The organism is Streptomyces sp. ICBB 8177, from assembly GCF_003144095.1.
Lineage (GTDB): Bacteria > Actinomycetota > Actinomycetes > Streptomycetales > Streptomycetaceae > Streptantibioticus_D.
Map to the genome: position 1 here is coordinate 2,421,771 of NZ_NSKH01000018.1, position 17,310 is coordinate 2,439,080.

Sequence of the window (17,310 nt, forward strand, 5' to 3'; positions counted from 1 at the left end):
CCCGCCGGGCACGCGGAAGGGCGGCGCACCCGTGGGTGCGCCGCCCTTCGCCGTACCGGGGGGCGGGAGTTCAGCCGCGGTCGTGCCGCAGGCGCCAGCCCGCCCACGCCGAGGCGATCATCTCGTCCACGTCGTACCGGGCCGACCAGCCCAGCTGCTTCGCGATCCGCTCCGCGGAGGCCACCACTCGGGCCGGGTCGCCCGCGCGGCGCGGCTCGACCACCGGCGCGGCGTCGGTGCGGCCGGTGTGCCGCCGGATGCGCTCGACCATCTCGGCGACCGAGACCCCTTCGCCGCGGCCGATGTTGACGGTCAGGTCGCCGGTCGCGCCGTCCGCCAGCCGCCGCGCGGCAGCCAGGTGGGCGGAGGCGATGTCCTGGACGTGGATGAAGTCGCGCACGCAGGTGCCGTCCGGCGTCGGGTAGTCGTCGCCGAAGATCCGGGGCGCCTTCCCCTCGTCCAGCTTCTCGAACACCATCGGCACCAGGTTGAACACCCCGACGTCGGCCAGCTCGGGAGCCGCCGCGCCCGCCACGTTGAAGTACCGCAGGCAGACCGTGCCGATGCCGTGCGCCCTGCCCGCCGCGCGCACCAGCCACTCACCGGCGAGCTTGGTCTCGCCGTACGGGTTGATCGGCAGGCAGGGGGTGTCCTCGGTGACCAGGTCCACGTCCGGCATGCCGTAGACGGCCGCGGAGGAGGAGAAGACGAAGCGCTTCACCCCGGCGTCGGCGCACGCGCCCAGCAGCGTCTCCAGGCCCTGCACGTTATCCCGGTAGTACTTCAGCGGGTCGGCGACCGACTCGGGGACCTGCTTCTTGGCCGCCAGGTGCACCACGCCGGTCACACCGTGCTCGGCGATCACCTTGTCCAGCGCCGCACGGTCCAGCGTGGAGCCCTCGACCAGCGGGATGTCCCGGGGCAGCCGCTCCGGCAGGCCCGTCGACAGATCGTCGAGGACGACGACCCGCTCCCCGGCACCCGCCATGGTGAGGGCGACGTGCGCCCCGATGTACCCCGCACCGCCAGTGATCAACCACGTCATGCCGGCCACCCTATCGAGCGCGTCACTTCTTCTTGCCCATGTACTCCTCGTAGGCGTCCACGACCTCCTCGGTCGGGCCGTCCATGCGCATCACGCCGCCCTCCAGCCAGATCGTCCGGTCGCAGGTCTCCCTGATCGCGGCGTTGTTGTGGCTGACAAGGAAGACCGTACCGGCCTCCTCGCGCAGTTCGCGGATGCGGTCCTCGCTGCGGCGCTGGAAGCGCGAGTCACCGGTGGCCAGCGCCTCGTCGATCAGGAGCACCTCGTGGCTCTTGGCCGCGGCGATGGAGAACCGCAGGCGGGCGGCCATACCGGAGGAGTACGTGCGCATCGGCAGCGAGATGAAGTCACCACGCTCGTTGATGCCCGAGAAGTCCACGATGTCCTGGTACCGCTCGCGCACCTCGGCGTAGGGCATGCCCATCGCCAGGCAACCGAGGACGACGTTCTTCTCGCCCGTCAGGTCGTTCATCATGGCCGCGTTGACGCCCAGCAGCGAGGGCTGGCCGTTGGTGTAGACCCTGCCGCGCTCCGGCGGCAGCAGGCCCGCTATGGCGCGCAGGATGGTCGACTTGCCCGAGCCGTTGGACCCGATGAGGCCGACCGCCTCACCCTTGTACGCGGTGAACGTCACGCCCTTGACGGCGTGCACCTCGCGGATGGTGGGCGAGGTCTTGCGGCTCACCAGGCGGCTGAGCGCACCGGTGGCGCTGCCCTTGCCGGTGCCCACGCCGTGCACCTTGTAGACGATGTGCACGTCGTCCACCACCACGGTCGGCACGTGCGACGGCGGGGTGTAGATCTGCGGGCCCGGGGCTTCCTCGGTGGTCACCTCGGTCGCCGTACCCGTCACGGGGGCGTCAGCCACGGCCGTACTCCTCTTCAGCCTTCCAGAAGAACACGTACCCGGCGAAGCCGACGAGCACGGCCCAGCCCAGCGCCATCGCCCACACGTGGGGCGGCAGGCTCGCCGGGGTGACGGTGTCGATCAGTGCGTGACGCATGAGGGAGATGTAGACCAGCGCCGGATTCGCGTTCAGCAGGTGCATCACGAAGTGGGGGAACCTGGAGCTGTAGTTGCTCAGGTTGTAGAAGACGCCGGACAGGTACATCCAGGTGCGCAGGATGAACGGCATCAGCTGCGCGGTGTCGGTGGTCTTCGCGCCGATGCGGGCCATGACCATCGCCAGGCCCGCGTTGAAGACCGACTGGAGGATCAGCGCCGGGATCACCAGCAGCCAGTTCAGCGTGAACGGCACGCCGGTGACCAGCACGATGGTGCCCAGCACACCCATCGAGAAGATCAGCTGCTGCAACTGGATCACGGTGAAGGCGATCGGCAGGCAGGCGCGCGGGAAGTGCAGCGCCCGGATCAGGCCGAGGTTGTCGGAGACCGAACGGGTCCCGGAGAGCACGGCGGTCTGCGTGAAGTTGAACACGAAGATGCCGGTGCACAGGTAGGGGATGAAGTTCGGGGTGCCGCGGTTGGTGCCGAGCAGCACGCCGAAGATCAGGTAGTACACGGCCGCGTTGAGCAGCGGTGTCATCACCTGCCACGCCTGGCCCAGCCGGGCCGTGGTGTACATCGCGGTCAGCCGCGCGGTGGCGAACGAGGTGATGAAGTGCCGCCGCTGCCACAGCTGCCGCGTGTAGACGGGCAGCGGGGGCCGCGCGTTGCTGACCGAGAGGCCGTACTTCTCGGCGACTTCCTTGGGACTCAGTCCCGCGTCCGGACTGACCGGCGCTGCCGGGGACTCCACTAGTCGGTTCACGCTGGGGGCTTTCGGTTCGAGGACGTGTCCGGTTGGGCGCACAATGCCCGAAGGCGTACGGCCGTGAACGGGCTGCGGATACAGCGATGCCACGGAAGACGATACCGTGTGTCAGCGCACGCATCAGCGAGGGCAGAGGCACAGGGTAATGCTGCTCCATAGGTGCTCCGCCCCCGGGGCGGCAAGCGCTCTCCCGGCCGGCCGACTCCGCACGTCGCAGCGGGTTTCGTCACTCCGTGCGACCGGTCCGTCACACCCGTCCCGCGGTGCCGCCGGGGTGCTGACGTAAGATCTGGCCCGGAAGTTAAAAGTTGCATATGGAATATGGAATGGAGTGGCAGGGAACCACCGTTCCGAGCCTCTTCCACCGTCCGCGGCCTACCGGGAACTGCCCATCCATGATCACGTTCAGTGTCATCGTCACCGCCCGCAACGCCCAGGGCTACCTACGGGGCTGTCTTGAGAGCGTGCTCAGCCAGTCGGGCGGTGATGCGGCGCCCGGGCTCGAGGTCATCGGTGTCGATCACGGTTCCACCGACGCGACCCGGGGCATCCTCGACGACTGCGCGGAACGCGATCAGCGGGTACGGGTGGTCGCCGCCCCCGACCCCGACGGCACCAGCGGGGCCGCCCGCGCCGCCGGTGCCGCACTGTCAACCGGCGACTACGTGCTGTACCTGGGGGCCCACGACCGCCTCGCTCCCGGCGCCCTGGAGAAGCTCGCCCGGCGCATCGAGGGGATCGCCGCGGCCGACCGGCCGGACGTCCTCCTCTTCGACCACCAGCGGGTCAACTGGATGCAGCAGGCCACCGGCAGCGGTGACGGCGCCCTGTTCGTCCTCCCGGGCCGCGAGGTCTTCTCGGCGCGCACCCAGCCCGAGATCCTGCACGTCACCCCGACGCTCGCCAACCGCGTTCTGCGGGCGGACTTCCAGGACGGGCACCAGGACCTGTTCGGCATGGACGAGTACGCCGAGGTGCTGCCCGCCATCGGCGGCCTCGCGTGCGCCGAGCGCGTCGCGATCATCGACGAGGTGCTGGTGCGCCGCGTCGAGCCGGAGAACCCGCCCGCGCCCACCGGCCAGTTCAACCTGTTCCGCCAGTACGAGCGGCTGTGGGAGGTGGTCGACGCCCGCCACCTGCCGGCCGAGCACCGCGCGATCATCTTCAGCGGCATGATCCGCCGCTACCTCAAGGTGCTCGCCCAGTCGGAGCTGACCGAGGGTGAGCAGACGGAGTTCTTCCACCTGGCCTCCGAGCACTTCCACCGCTTCAAGCCCGCCGGCTACCAGCGCCCCGCCAACCTCAACGGCGTGCGGCACGCCATGCTGGAGCGCGACTCCTACTCCGGCTACCGCGCCCTGCAGTCCGCCAACCGCAAGCGCCGCAACGTGCGCACCCTGGCGGTCAGGACGAAGAAGGCGCTCGCCGAGAAGGTCAAGGCCGGCGAGTACCACGAGCAGCTGCGCCACCCGATCGAGGAGGACCTCGCGGTCTTCTCCGCCTACTGGGACCGCGGCGTGGCGTGCAGCCCCGGCGCCATCTCCGCCAAGCTCGCCGAACTCGCCCCGCACATCCGCCAGGTGTGGGTGACCCGCCGGGCCAACGTGCCGCTGCTGCCGCCGGGCACCGACTACGTGGAACCGGGCTCGCGCCGCTACTGGAGCGTGATGGCCCGCGCCAAGTACTTCGTCAACAACGTCAACTTCGCCGACGGCCTGGTCAAGCGCCCGGGCCAGATCCACGTCCAGACCCACCACGGCACCCCGCTCAAGTGCATGGGCGTCGACCAGATCCCGTACCCCGCGACCTCGCGCGGTGTGGACTACGAGGCGCTGCTCGAGCGGTGCCAGCGCTGGGACTTCAGCGTCTCGTCCAACAGCCACTCGACCGAGACCTGGGAGCGCGCCTACCCGGTGCCGTTCACCTCGCTCGACTACGGCTACCCGCGCAACGACGTCTTCTACACCGCGACCGCCGCGGACGTCGCCCGCATCCGCGAGCGCGTCGGCATCGCGCCGGGCCGCAAGGCGCTGCTGTACGCGCCGACCCACCGGGACTACGAGGCCGCCTGGGAGCCGCGGCTCGACCTGGAGCGGATGGCCCGCAACCTCGGCGAGGAGTTCGTGCTGCTGGTGCGCGGCCACTACTTCTACGACCGGGGCCTGTCGCCGCTGGAGCGGCTGCACCGGATGGGGCTGATCATAGACGTGTCCAACTACGACTCGGTCGAGGAACTCTGCCTCGCCTCCGACGCGTTGATCACCGACTACTCCTCCGTGATGTTCGACTACGCCAATCTCGACCGGCCGATGGTGGTCTTCGCCGACGACTGGGAGACCTACTCGGTCACCCGGGGCGTCTACTTCGACCTCACCACGGAGGGCCCTGGCGTCACCGCGAGGAGCCAGGACGAAGTGGAGCGGGTGTTCCGCAGCGGTGCCTGGCAGGGCGAGGAGGCGGCCGTCAGGCGGGCCGCGTTCCGGCGCAGGTTCTGCCAGTTCGACGACGGCCACGCGGCCGAGCGCGTCGTGCGCCACGTCTTCCTCGGCGAACCGAACGTGCCGCCCGTGCTCCCGCTGGAGCGCCGGACGCCGGCGCCCGCGCCGGGAGCCGTCCAGGCCGAGCCGGCCCCGTCCGTGTGAAGGGGGTGACCGTGACCGACCACCCCGCCCACCCGCAAGATGCGTCGACCGGAGGATCCATGGCCACCGCGGCCCGCCCTGACGTCACCGTGACCGTCATCGTCTACAACGACGCCGAGCGGCTGCCCCGCGCGGTTGCGTCGCTGCGCAACCAGACGCTGCGCAACATCGAGATCATCATCAGCGACGACCACTCGACGGACAACACCCCGCAGGTGGCCCGCGAACTCGCCGCGCAGGACGACCGGATCGTCTACCACCGGCTCGCCGAGAACAGCGGCGGGTGCAGCGCGCCGCGCAACGAGGCGATGGAGATCGCCCGCGCGCCGTACCTGATGTTCCTCGACAGCGACGACGAACTGCCGGCCGACGCGGTGGAGTCGCTGTTCAAGGAGCTGCGCGACGACGACACCCTGGACTTCGCCATGGGCGGCGTGGAGCGGGTGCGCACCGACACCGGCGAGGTCTCGTACTGGCACCCGCACCTGTTCGGCCGCCGCCGGATCGTGCGCGGCATCGCCCAGGAGCCGGGGCTGCTCTTCGAGCACCTGTCGACCAACAAGCTCTACCGCCGCGCGTTCATCGACCGGCACACGCTGCGCTTCCCGCTCGGCATCCACTACGAGGACCAGCTGTGGTCAGCCCAGGCCTACATGCTGGCCCGGGCCTTCGCCGTGCTGCCGCAGCCGGTCTACCGCTGGTACATCTCGCCCTACGAGGCCGTGGGCGCGCTGTCCATCTCCAACCAGCGCCACCGCATCGAGAACGTGCGCGACCGGGTCAACGTCGCCAAGCTGATCGACGCGTTCATGGTGGAGTCCGGGCACGCGGACCTGAAGACCGACAAGGACTTCAAGTTCCTCAAGCACGACCTGCGGATGTACACCGGCGACCTGCCCTACCGCGACCCGGAGTGGATCAAGCAGTTCCGCGACGAGGTCGACCCGTACCTCGACACCCTCGCCCCCGAGGCGTTCCAGCGGCTGCCGCGCGACCAGCGCGTCGTCATCCAGCTGGTGCGCGACGGCCGTTACGAGGAGGCGCAGCTGGCCTCGCGCGGCATGGGCCGGGGCGTCGCACCGCGTGAGGTCGTCACCGACGGCACCGGGCGGACCTTCTGGGGCTCGGAGATCCCCGCCGATCCCGACTCCGCCAGCGAACTGGAGATCACCGACCTCGACCTGCGCGGCCGGCCGTTCCGCACCGCGATGCTGCGGCACGAGATCACCCGGGTCACCCCCGCCTCCGGCTCCCGGCTGGAGCTGGCGGTGCGCACCTACGACCCGGGCAACCAGCTGCCGATGGGCCCGGCCGTCGCCACCGTCCACGTGGCGGGCGGCTCCAGCCGGCTCAGCACCTCCTTCCGGCTCGACCCGGTGCGCCCCGGGCTGTTCGAGGGCACCGTCGTCATCGACCTGGCCGCGGTGCCGCTGCCCAAGCACGGCTTCGCCGGGGTGCGCCACCCGGTGCTGGCGCTGACCCAGCACAAGCAGCACAACACCAGCCTCTTGCTGGCCCCGCTGGACCTGCCGCGGGTGCGCAAGAAGATCGGCTACCACGGCGGGGTGGCCGAGCACCTGGTCACCGTGGAGCCGGAGGGCCACGGCGCGGGCCGGCTCCAGATCGTCTGGGAGCGCACCGGGCTGTTCGCCCGCGTCGAGCCGTACCTGCCGGCGCTGCGCCGGGTCGCGGGACCCGGACTGCGTACGGTGCGCGGACTGGCGAAGGGCCTGCTCAAGTAGGACCGGCGCGGTACCCCACACGCAACGGGCGGGCCGGTCACGTGAACTCACGTGACCGGCCCGCCCGTTCGTCGGCGCGGCGGTGGAATCAGGTCGAGCGGACCTTGTAGAGCACCTCGCCGTGCGGCCCCCGGGCGACTCGTTCGAGCGCCGGGTCGTGCGGCGACAGACCGCCGTCCGAGGGGAAGGCGATCACCCACTTGACGTGGAACTCGCGCAGGATGGACAACTTCCGCGCGCGGGAGGTGGTCTTCTTGAAGAACAGCTTGGTGTCCTTCGTCCGCTTGGTCTGGTCCGGCAGGAAGAAGTCCGGGTAACCCGACTCCACGGTGTACGCCCCGTACGCCGGGGCCTGCCGCAGGGCGAAGTAGTCCTTTGTCATGATGGTGTCGCCCCAGGCCACGTCCTTGCGGATCCAGCCGTACCCGGCCCACAGCTTCTGCGACGGCACGTGCCGCATCGCCGACGGCATCGCCGAGCGCCCTGCCACGTAGTTGAGCGTGCCGGCCTGCGCCCAGCAGCCGACCAGCAGCGCCGCCGCGGTGACCGGTACCAGCCAGCGGCGCACCGCGGGCCCGCTCTCGCCCGCCACCTCGATGCCCAGCGCCAGCTGCGCGGAGATGAACACCGCGGGCAGGACGCGTCCGTAGGCGTACTGGCCGGTGACGTCGCCCGCGAAGTAGACGAACGCGCCCATCGCGAAGAACAGCACCAGCGGGTCGCGCTGATCGCGCCGGAAGCGCAGCCCCAGCGCGACGACACCCAGCGCCAGCAGGCCGTAGTGCGACACCAGGTGCTCGTACAGCGGCTTGTGGACGGAGTTGAGCCCGCCCACGCCCAGCAGCCCGAAGAACGAGTAGTACGGCCACACCGCGAGGATCGCGACGGCGAGCGCCACGCCCGCGCCGAGCTTGTACCAGACCGCGCGCGCCGGCAGCGGTGTGCGGCCCAGCGCGATCGCCAGCAGCCCCAGCGAGGTCACCACACCGGTGAACTGGTGACTGAGCAGCACCACCGCGAGCACCACGCCGAGCGCCAGGTAGCGCACCCAGCCCCAGTCGGCCGCCAGCGCCCTGCGCAGCAGCGCCCACAGGTGGAACGCCACACCGAGCGCGAAGCTGCTGGGGTAGGCCAGGCACAGGGCCAGCGAGGTCAGGCCGGTGAAGCCGCTCCAGGTGAACAGCCCCCAGCCGCACAGCAGCGCCAGGCAAAGGATCGACATGGCCACGGCGCCCTTGCGCGCGGTGAGCGTGCGCACGAACTGCCGTACACCGGTGACCAGCAGGACCAGGTTGATCGCGGCGGCGACGTGCAGCACCTGGAAGGTGGTCAGCCCGGTCACCTTGCCGAGCACCGCGAGGAACAGCATCCAGGGCGAGTAGTACGGGCTGGTCACGTCGGCGTTGACCAGCGGGTCGCCCGGATCCGACATGTCGTGCCGCAGACGCTCCAGGGTGGCCGCGTGGATGCCCAGGTCGCCCGCCCACGGCAGGCGCACCGCCATCACGGCGAGCAGCACGACGACCAGCAGCGAGGCGGCCCCCGCGGCCTTGCGCAGGACGTCCGGCCGGACGCCGCCGGTCCCGCGCGGCGCGCGGGAGGGGTCGTCCGGCCGCACCTCGGCCCGGTCGTCAGCGGCGGCGCGCACGGGAGTCCATCCGCAGCCGCCAGGGCAGGATCGCCGACTCCAGCTGGACGGCGAGCGTCATCTTCGAGGCGCCGATCTGCCGCTCCTCGAAGTGGATCGGGATCTCCACCCCGGTGCAACCGGAGCGCACCGCCTGGTACTTCAGCTCCACCTGGAAGCTGTAGCCGTTGCTGCGCACCTGCGACAGCCGCATCGCGGTGACGGTGTCCGCGCGCCACATGCAAAAGCCCGCGGTGACGTCCCGCAGCCCGGTGCGCAGCACGGCGCTGACGTAGGCGTTGGCCCAGCGCGACAGCAGCCTGCGGTGCCAGCCCCACTCCTCGGCCAGCCGGCCGCCGCTGACGTAGCGGCTGCCGATCACGAACCCGGCGCCGGTGGACAGCGCGGCGCCCAGCATCTGCGGCACGTACTCCACCGGGTGGCTGCCGTCGGCGTCCATCTGGAGCACGTACGCGGCGCCGTCGGCCACCGCCTGGTCCATGCCCGCCGCGTAGGCGCGGCCCAGACCGTCCTTGGCGGTGCGGTGCAGCACGCTGACCCGCACCCGGCCGCCGGTGTTGTACCGCTCGGCCAGCCGCTCGGCGACCTCGCCGGTGCCGTCGGGACTGTTGTCGTCCACCACGAGCAGCCGCAGGCCCGGCATGTCCAGGGCCATCAGCGCCTCGGCCATCCGCGGCAGGTTCTCCGCCTCGTTGTACGTGGGCATCACCACGGTGAGCGGGGTGCGGCCCCACTCGGCCGGGAGCGCCACCGGGCGGCGCAGGACGGCGGTGGGTGACTGCGCCGTCGCGGGGGTCGTTGTCGTAGTCATCAGCTCCGGGATTTTCTTCAGCGGGGTGCGGCCTTCGCGGCCGGGCGACAGGACTCAGCAGTTGGGGGAGAAACGGATCGCCGCGTCGGGCAGCGTGGTGTTGCACCACACCCGCGCACCGGCGAGCAGTTCGTTGTCGGAGCCCACCTCGGCGCCGTCGCCGACGACGGCGCCGTCCAGTACGGTACGCGCTCCGACCCGGGCGCCGGCACCCACCAGGCTGGCCCGCAGCTGGGCACCCGCCTCGATCCGGGCGCCGTCCAGCACCACGCAGCCGTCCACCACCGCGTCGGCGGCGACGTCGGCGCCCGCGCCGACGACCGTGCCGCCGGACAGCTTCGCGCCCTCGTCGACCCGGGCGCCGTCCAGCACCAGGTACTCACCGGTGCGGCCGGGCAGCGCGGGGGAGGGGACGAGGCCGCGCACCAGGTCGGCGGAGGCCTGGATGAGCGCGGCCGGACGGCCCAGGTCCATCCAGTAGGTGCGGTCGACCACGCCGTGCAGGTGGGCGCCGGAGGCCAGCAGGCCGGGGAAGGTCTCGCGCTCGACGGAGACCGGGCGGCCGGCCGGGATGGTGTCGATGACCGAGCGGCGGAAGACGTAGCAGCCCGCGTTGACCTGGTCGGTGACGATCTCCTCGGGGCGCTCCGGCTTCTCGGTGAAGGCCAGCACCCGGCCGCTTCCGTCGGTGGGGACCAGGCCGAAGGCGCTGGGGTCCTCGACCCGGGTCAGGTGGAGCGAGACGTCGGCGCCGGCCGCGCGGTGGCTGTCGACCAGGCCGGCGATGTCCAGACCGGTCAGGATGTCGCCGTTGAAGACCAGGACCGGCGCGTCGGGCGGGCAGGTCAGCGCCTCGGCGGCGTTGCGGATCGCGCCTGCGGTGCCCAGCGGCTCGGTCTCGTGGACGTAGGTGATCCGCAGGCCCAGCCGGGCGCCGTCGCCGAAGTAGGGCTCGAAGACCTCGGCGAGGTAGGACGTGGCGAGCACCACGTGGTCGACACCCGCGGCCCGCGCCCTGGCGAGCTGGTGCGCGAGGAAGGGCACTCCGGCGGTCGGAACCATCGGCTTCGGCGTGAATTCCGTAACCGGGCGCAGTCGGGAACCCTTCCCGCCGACCAGGAGGATCGCTTCCACTGACTTACCTCATTCGTTGACTGACGTTGTGCGTCGTTGGAACGTCGATGTTTCGTTGTTACGTGCGTCGTTGTGCGTCACAGCATCCCGCACCGCGCGGGGTGCCCGCCCCCGGGGGCCGCCGGTCACGGTGAGTAGCGGAACCTCAGCAGGAGTCCGACCGCGTACATCCCGGCGAACAGCGCCCCCGAGCCGTACAGCGCGCCGCGCACCAACCGTGGCAGACCGCCCACCGCGACCGCCATGGGAAGCAGCGCGATCGGCAGGAACGGCAGCAGGAACCGCGGCTTGGACAGCGGCGAGCCCGGGGTGCCCACCGCCAGCACCCACACCCCGGCGAGCGCCAGGATCAGCACCCACGGCACCGTGCGGTCCAGCACCAGCGCCAGTACCGCGACGGCGGTCAGCAGCAGCAGCGCCAGCACGGCGATGCTGCGCACGTCCACCTCGCGGTAGGTCGCCACCCGCTTGAGGAAGTGCGCGGTGCCCCGGCCGAAGTCGAAGGACTGCCCCCAGGCCTTCTCCGCCTGGAACCAGCCGTCCAGCCGTCCGACCTGGGCCCCCAGGTAGAGCCAGCTGAAGACCAGCCCCAGCGGGGCCACCAGCGCGCAGACCACCGGCTTGCCCTGCCACCGCCACCGCCTCTCGCGCACCAGCTGCCGCAGCGCGGTCACCACCACCACGCCGACCAGCACCGAGGCGGTCGGACGCAACGTGCCTGCCAGCGCCGTCAGCACTCCGGCGGCGAGCCACCTGCGGGCCAGCAGCGCCACCAGTGCCCAGATGAGCACGGCGCTGAAGCACGCTTCGGAGTACGGCACCCACAGCGCGAAGGCGTACGGGTAGCAGGCCCACAGCGCCACGCACGCGTATCCGGCGCGCCGGCCGCTCACCGAGGAGGCCAGGGTGTGGACGCCGGCCGCGGCGACCGCCGCCGCCGCCCAGGAGACCGCGACCGCCGCCCAGGTGAACGGCAGCCCGGTCAGATGGACCAGCCAGATCAGTCCCGGGTAGAGCGGGAAGAACGCGAGCGTGGACCAGGCCGGGCGGCCGTTCGGCCGGTAGCTCAGGTGGTGCGGGTAGCCGTGCTCGGCGACGCTCAGGTAGTTGGCGCTGTCCCAGCGGTGCAGTACGTGTTCCACCGAGTAGTGCAGGTGGTGGGAGAGCAGTAGCAGGACCGCGAAGCCCAGCGCGGCGATCGCCAGGTACAGACCGACCGCCCGGACGGCCTCGCGGCGGTCGAAGCGGACGGTCACCGGCTCCCGCCGGACCGCCGGCAGACGCAGCCGGGTCCGGACTCTCGCCAGGGCCCGGCCCAGTGGGCTGGTGGCGGCCTGTTCAGGGGGCGGCGGCGCAAGGTCGACCATGGATGGGCTTTCGTGCGTGGGCATACTCGGGGCGCTATCCAAGAGTGCTGCGGGAGCGGTTTGGTTCATCGACGTGACCACTCTCACCGTATTCACAGACGCGCGGCTCGTCCGGCACGACGACGCGGACCCCGGGCCGAGTGGGCCCGGGGTCCGCGTCATGGGGCGTGCCGTCAGTCCGAGGTGCCGCCGCCCAGGTGGTGGACGCGCACCAGGTTGGTGGTGCCGGGGACGCCGGGCGGGGAGCCCGCGGTGATGATCACCGTGTCGCCCTTGCCGTACGCGCTGAGCTTGAGCATCTCCTGGTCGACGAGGTCGACCATGGCGTCGGTGTGGTCGACGTGCTCGACCAGGTGGGTCTGCACGCCCCAGGTCAGGGCCAGCTGGTTGCGGGTCGCGGCGTCGGTGGTGAAGGCCAGCACCGGGACCGGGACGCGGTAGCGGGCCAGCCGCCGCGCGGTGTCACCTGATTTGGTGAACGCCACCAGCGTCTTGGCGTCCAGGAAGTCGGCCAGCTCGGCCGCCGCGCGGGCGACCGCGCCGCCCTGGGTACGCGGCTTCTTGCCCGGCGCAAGCGGCTCCAGGCCGCGCTTGAGCAGCTCGCCCTCGGCCGCCTCGACGATCCGGGCCATGGTCTTGACGGTCTCGATCGGATACTTGCCGACCGAGGACTCGGCCGACAGCATCACCGCGTCGGCGCCGTCCAGGATGGCGTTGGCCACGTCGGACGCCTCGGCGCGGGTGGGCCGGGAGGCGTGGATCATCGACTCCATCATCTGGGTCGCCACGATCACCGGCTTGGCGTTGCGGCGGCACAGCTCGACCAGCCGCTTCTGCACCACCGGGACCTTCTCCAGCGGGTACTCCACCGCGAGGTCGCCGCGGGCCACCATCACCGCGTCGAACGCGGCGACGACGTCCTCCATGTTGTCCACCGCCTGCGGCTTCTCCACCTTGGCGATGACCGGGACCCGGCGGCCCTCCTCGTCCATGACGCGGTGCACGTCGCGCACGTCCTTGGCGTCCCGCACGAAGGACAGCGCGACCATGTCCGCGCCCATGCGCAGGGCGAACCGCAGGTCCTCGACGTCCTTCTCGGACAGGGCGGGGACGTTGACCGCGGCGCCGGGCAGGTTGATGCCCTTGTGGTCGGAGATGATGCCGCCCTCGACGACCAGGCAGCGCACCTGCGAGCCGTGCACCTCGACCACGCGCAGCGCCACGTTGCCGTCGTTGATCAGCACCGGGTCGCCGGCGCTCACGTCGCCGGGCAGGCCCTTGTAGGTGGTGCCGCAGATGTGCTTGTCGCCCGCGACGTCGTCGGTGGTGATGGTGAACTCGTCGCCCGCCACCAGTTCCACGGGCCCGTCGGCGAAGGTCTCCAGGCGGATCTTGGGGCCCTGGAGGTCGGCCAGCACGCCGATGGCGCGGCCGGTCTCCTCGGCGACCTTGCGCACCCGGTGGTAGCGCTCCTCGTGCTCGGCGTGGGTGCCGTGGCTGAAGTTGAACCTGGCCACGTTCATCCCTGCCTCGGCCAGCGCCTTCAGCTGGTCGTAGGAGTCGACGGCGGGACCCAGGGTGCAGACGATTTTCGCTCGGCGCATGTGGACGATCCTATCGATATTTTGTTCCGGTCCGGAATATTCGGGGGAAACGGCTCCGGGCCGGCCGCTGTCTGTGCGGATGTCTAAGGGCGGACCAGCGAGTACGCCTGCTGGGCGATCTCCCGTTCCTCGTCGGTGGGGACGACGGCCACCGCGACCCGGCTGGTGTCGGTGGACACCAGCCGCTCCGCGCTGCCGCGCACAGCATTGCGCACCGCGTCGATCTCGATGCCGAGGGGTTCGAGGCCGTCCAGGGCGGCCTCGCGCACCGCGGCCGAATTCTCGCCCACTCCGGCCGTGAACGCGACCGCGTCCACCCGGCCGAGCACCGCGCAGTACGCGCCGACGTACTTGCGCAGCCGGTGCACGTAGACCTCGAACGCCAGCCGCGCGGCCTCGTCGCCCTCGGCCATCCGGCGGCCGATCTCGCGCATGTCGTTGTCCCCGCACAGCCCGAGCAGGCCGCTGCGCTTGTTCAGCAAGGTGTCGACCTGGTCCGGGGACAGCCCCGCGACCCGGGTGAGGTGGAAGATCACCGCCGGGTCGAGGTCGCCGGAGCGGGTGCCCATCACCAGGCCCTCCAGCGGGGTCAGGCCCATCGAGGTGTCCACGCACACCCCGCCGCGCACCGCCGAGGCGGAGGCGCCGTTGCCCAGGTGCAGCACGATCACGTTGACCTCGGAGGGGTCCTTGCCCAGCAGCCGCGCGGTGCGGCGCGAGACGTAGGCGTGCGAGGTGCCGTGGAAGCCGTAGCGGCGGATGCCGTACTCGTCGGCGACCGTGCGGTCGATGGCGTAACGGGCGGCGGCCTGCGGCATCGTCGAGTGGAACGCGGTGTCGAAGACGGCGACCTGCGGCAGGTCGGGGCGCAGGCGCCGGGCGACTTCGATGCCGGTGAGGTTGGCGGGGTTGTGCAGCGGGGCGAGCGGGATCAGGTGCTCGATCTCGGCGACCACCTCGTCGGTGATCAGGGTGGGGTCGGTGAAGCGGGTGCCGCCGTGGACCACGCGGTGGGCGATGGCGGCCAGGTCCGGGGAGTCGAGGCCCGCGCCGTGGGCGGCGAGTTCGTCCGCGACCCTCCTGAGGGCCTCGGTGTGGTCGGCGGGGCCCGCGGGCTCTCCGATGCGCTCGACGATGCCGGTGGCTTTGCGGGCCGCGTCCGCGGACATGTCGAGGAGTTGGTATTTCAGGCTGCTGCTGCCTGAGTTGAGGACGAGGACGTGGGTTGCGGTCACGTGTGTTGTTCCGGGGGTCTCGGGGGCGGGTGCGGGCCGGTGGTCGGTTGTGCCCACCCGTCCCGCCGGGGGGCACCCCCAGCGGTGGCCGGGGGAGGGACGACTGCCCACAACCCTGGTGTTACTGGTCCTGGGCCTGGATCGCTGTGATGGCCACCGTGTTCACGATGTCCTGGACCAGGGCTCCTCTCGACAGGTCGTTGACGGGCTTGCGCAGGCCCTGGAGGACCGGGCCGACCGCGATCGCGCCGGCCGAGCGCTGGACCGCCTTGTAGGTGTTGTTACCGGTGTTGAGGTCGGGGAAGATCAGCACCGTGGCCTGTCCCGCCACCGCGGAGCCCGGCAGCTTCGTGGCCGCGACCTGCGCGTCCACCGCCGCGTCGTACTGGATCGGGCCCTCCACCAGCAGGTCGGGGCGGCGCTCGCGGACGATCTCGGTGGCCCTGCGGACCTTGTCGACGTCGGCGCCGGAGCCCGAGGTGCCGGTGGAGTACGACAGCATCGCCACCCGCGGCCGCACGCCGAACCGCTCGGCGGTGACCGCGGACCTGCACGCGATGTCGGCCAGCTGGCGGTCGTCGGGGTCGGGGTTGACCGCGCAGTCGCCGTAGACCAGCACCCGGTCGGCCAGGCACATGAAGAAGACGGAGGAGACGATCGAGGCGTCCGGCGCGGTCTTGATGATCTCGAACGCGGGACGGATCGTGGCCGCCGTGGAGTGCACGGCGCCGGAGACCATGCCGTCGGCCAGGCCCTCCTGGACCATCAGCGTGCCGAAGTAGGAGACGTCGGCGACCACGTCGTGCGCCATCTCCACCGTCATGCCCTTGTGGGCGCGCAGCTTGGCGTACAGCTCGGCGAAGTTCTCCCGCAGCGGCGAGGTGACCGGGTCCACGACCCGGGCGATCGCGCCGCCGTTGTGCCCGGTGGCGTCCAGACCGAGGTTGACGCCGAGTTCCCCCGCCCGCCTGCGGATCACCTGCTCGTCGCCGAGCAGCGTCAGGTCGCACACGTTGCGGCGCAGCAGCACTTCGGCGGCGCGCAGGATGCGCTCCTCGGTGCCCTCGGGCAGCACCACGTGGCGGCGGTCGGAGCGGGCGCGTTCGATCAGCTCGTGCTCGAACATCATCGGGGTGACCCGGCCGCTGCGGGCCACCGACAGCCGGTCGGTCAGCTCGGCGGTGTCCACGTGCAGTTCGAACAGGCCGAGCGCGGTCTCCGCCTTGCGCGGGGTGGCCGCCGTCAGCTTGCCCTCCAGGCCGAACAGCTCGGCGGCGGTGGGGAACGACCCACCGGGCACCGCGATCAGCGGCGTGCCCGGGGCGAGCCGGGTGGCCAGCGCCATGATGTCGGGGCCGGGGCGCTCGTCGAGGGTGAGCAGGACCCCGGCGATCTGCGGCGAGCCCGCGGAGTGCGCGGCGAGCGATCCGACGATCAGGTCGGCGCGGTCCCCGGGCGTGATCACCAGGCACCCCGCCGTCAGCGCGGGCAGGAAAGCGGGCAGCATCGCGCCGCCGAAGACGAAGCCCAGCACGTTGCGGGCGAGTCCGGCGTCGTCGCCCAGCAGGACGTCGGCGCCGAGGGCCTGCACGATCTGCGCCACCGTGGGCGCCGACAGCGACGGCTCCTCGGGCAGCACGTAGACCGGCACCGGCAGGCGTCCGGCGAGCCGCTGGGCCGCGTCCTTCGCGGCCTGCGGCGGCACCCGGTTGGCGATCATGGCCAGTACGTCGCAGCCGGAGGAGGTGAAGGCGCGGTGGGCGTTGCGGACCTCGGCGGCGATCGAGTCCGCGTCCTGCCCGGCGCCGCCGACCACCGGCAGCAGCGAGGCACCGAACTCGTTGGCCAGCCGGGAGTTGAGCGCCAGCTCGGCGGGCAGCTGGGTGTCGTGGTAGTCCGAGCCCAGCACGAGCACCGCCTCGTACCGCGAGGACACCGCGTGGAAGCGGTCGACCAGCAGGGAGACCAGCTCGTCGGTGCCCCGCTCGGCCTGGAGCACGGCCGCCTGCGCGTAGCCGATGCCGTAGACCGTGGAGGGGTCCTGGGAGAGCCGGTAGCGGGCGCGCAGCAGCTCGAAGAGGCGGTCCGGGCCGTCACCGTGCATCAGGGGGCGGAACACTCCCACCCGGTCCACCTGCCGGGTCAGCAGTTCCATGACCCCCAGCTCGACGACCTGGCGGCCGTCGCCTCTGCCGATGCCCGTGATGTACACGCTGCGCGTCACGCGCGTTCTCCTCCTCGCCGCTCGACGCCGGCCTGGCGTCCGGTCCCTTATCGACGCTAACGCGCGCGATCGGGCCCCGCGCG

Annotated in this window: 12 protein-coding genes; 2 read left to right on the plus strand and 10 right to left on the minus strand. The window is 71.4% G+C overall.

Going from position 1 to position 17,310, the window contains the following annotated elements; translation table 11 throughout:
• Nucleotides 1-70: 70 nt before the first annotated feature.
• From galE to CK485_RS19460, 3 genes are all read right to left on the minus strand, one after another.
• Complete coding sequence (galE, locus tag CK485_RS19450; protein WP_109453280.1) at nucleotides 71-1,045, minus strand: UDP-glucose 4-epimerase GalE; 975 nt, start codon at nucleotides 1,043-1,045, stop codon at nucleotides 71-73.
• A gap of 22 nt (nucleotides 1,046-1,067) precedes the next feature.
• A complete protein-coding gene (locus CK485_RS19455) occupies nucleotides 1,068-1,826 on the minus strand; it encodes an ABC transporter ATP-binding protein (protein ID WP_109453282.1) in 759 nt (252 codons plus the stop codon).
• 79 nt (nucleotides 1,827-1,905) lie between these two features.
• Nucleotides 1,906-2,817: an ABC transporter permease gene (locus CK485_RS19460; RefSeq protein ID WP_109452270.1), complete on the minus strand. Its 912-nt coding sequence runs from the start codon at nucleotides 2,815-2,817 to the stop codon at nucleotides 1,906-1,908.
• 398 nt (nucleotides 2,818-3,215) lie between these two features.
• On the opposite strand from CK485_RS19460, the gene CK485_RS19465 reads away from it, so the two are divergent.
• Both CK485_RS19465 and CK485_RS19470 read left to right on the plus strand, forming a co-directional pair.
• Nucleotides 3,216-5,462 carry a bifunctional glycosyltransferase family 2 protein/CDP-glycerol:glycerophosphate glycerophosphotransferase gene (locus tag CK485_RS19465; protein ID WP_109452272.1) on the plus strand — a complete coding sequence of 749 codons (2,247 nt, stop codon included), beginning with the start codon at nucleotides 3,216-3,218 and terminating at the stop codon, nucleotides 5,460-5,462.
• A gap of 59 nt (nucleotides 5,463-5,521) precedes the next feature.
• Nucleotides 5,522-7,204 carry a glycosyltransferase family 2 protein gene (locus CK485_RS19470; protein ID WP_109452274.1) on the plus strand — a complete coding sequence of 561 codons (1,683 nt, stop codon included), beginning with the start codon at nucleotides 5,522-5,524 and terminating at the stop codon, nucleotides 7,202-7,204.
• 88 nt (nucleotides 7,205-7,292) lie between these two features.
• On the opposite strand, the gene CK485_RS19475 is transcribed toward CK485_RS19470, so the two are convergent.
• The 7 genes from CK485_RS19475 to pta form a co-directional block, all read right to left on the minus strand.
• Nucleotides 7,293-8,852, minus strand: a complete 1,560-nt coding sequence (locus CK485_RS19475) for a hypothetical protein (protein WP_241968406.1) — start codon at nucleotides 8,850-8,852, stop codon at nucleotides 7,293-7,295.
• On the minus strand, nucleotides 8,836-9,663 hold the full coding sequence (locus CK485_RS19480; RefSeq protein ID WP_109452276.1) for a polyprenol monophosphomannose synthase: 828 nt from the start codon (nucleotides 9,661-9,663) through the stop codon (nucleotides 8,836-8,838). The genes CK485_RS19475 and CK485_RS19480 overlap by 17 nt, the downstream gene beginning before the upstream one ends.
• A gap of 54 nt (nucleotides 9,664-9,717) precedes the next feature.
• On the minus strand, nucleotides 9,718-10,797 hold the full coding sequence (locus CK485_RS19485; RefSeq protein ID WP_109452277.1) for an NDP-sugar synthase: 1,080 nt from the start codon (nucleotides 10,795-10,797) through the stop codon (nucleotides 9,718-9,720).
• Nucleotides 10,798-10,922: 125 nt separating this feature from the next.
• Nucleotides 10,923-12,164: a hypothetical protein gene (locus CK485_RS19490; RefSeq protein WP_109452279.1), complete on the minus strand. Its 1,242-nt coding sequence runs from the start codon at nucleotides 12,162-12,164 to the stop codon at nucleotides 10,923-10,925.
• 173 nt (nucleotides 12,165-12,337) lie between these two features.
• Nucleotides 12,338-13,768, minus strand: a complete 1,431-nt coding sequence (gene pyk, locus CK485_RS19495) for a pyruvate kinase (RefSeq protein WP_109452281.1) — start codon at nucleotides 13,766-13,768, stop codon at nucleotides 12,338-12,340.
• A gap of 83 nt (nucleotides 13,769-13,851) precedes the next feature.
• Nucleotides 13,852-15,003: an acetate kinase gene (locus CK485_RS19500; protein WP_109452282.1), complete on the minus strand. Its 1,152-nt coding sequence runs from the start codon at nucleotides 15,001-15,003 to the stop codon at nucleotides 13,852-13,854.
• A gap of 121 nt (nucleotides 15,004-15,124) precedes the next feature.
• Nucleotides 15,125-17,227, minus strand: coding sequence for a phosphate acetyltransferase (gene pta / locus CK485_RS19505; protein WP_109452284.1), 2,103 nt, complete (start codon nucleotides 17,225-17,227; stop codon nucleotides 15,125-15,127).
• Nucleotides 17,228-17,310: the final 83 nt, after the last annotated feature.

What these genes read in the sequence shown, in the direction of transcription:
- galE (WP_109453280.1), bottom strand. Translation starts at nt 1,045, where the DNA reads ATGACGTGGTTGATCACTGGCGGTGCGGGGTACATCGGGGCGCACGTC.
- CK485_RS19465 (WP_109452272.1), top strand. Translation starts at nt 3,216, where the DNA reads ATGATCACGTTCAGTGTCATCGTCACCGCCCGCAACGCCCAGGGCTAC.
- CK485_RS19470 (WP_109452274.1), top strand. Translation starts at nt 5,522, where the DNA reads ATGGCCACCGCGGCCCGCCCTGACGTCACCGTGACCGTCATCGTCTAC.
- CK485_RS19480 (WP_109452276.1), bottom strand. Translation starts at nt 9,663, where the DNA reads ATGACTACGACAACGACCCCCGCGACGGCGCAGTCACCCACCGCCGTC.
- CK485_RS19490 (WP_109452279.1), bottom strand. Translation starts at nt 12,164, where the DNA reads ATGGTCGACCTTGCGCCGCCGCCCCCTGAACAGGCCGCCACCAGCCCA.
- pyk (WP_109452281.1), bottom strand. Translation starts at nt 13,768, where the DNA reads ATGCGCCGAGCGAAAATCGTCTGCACCCTGGGTCCCGCCGTCGACTCC.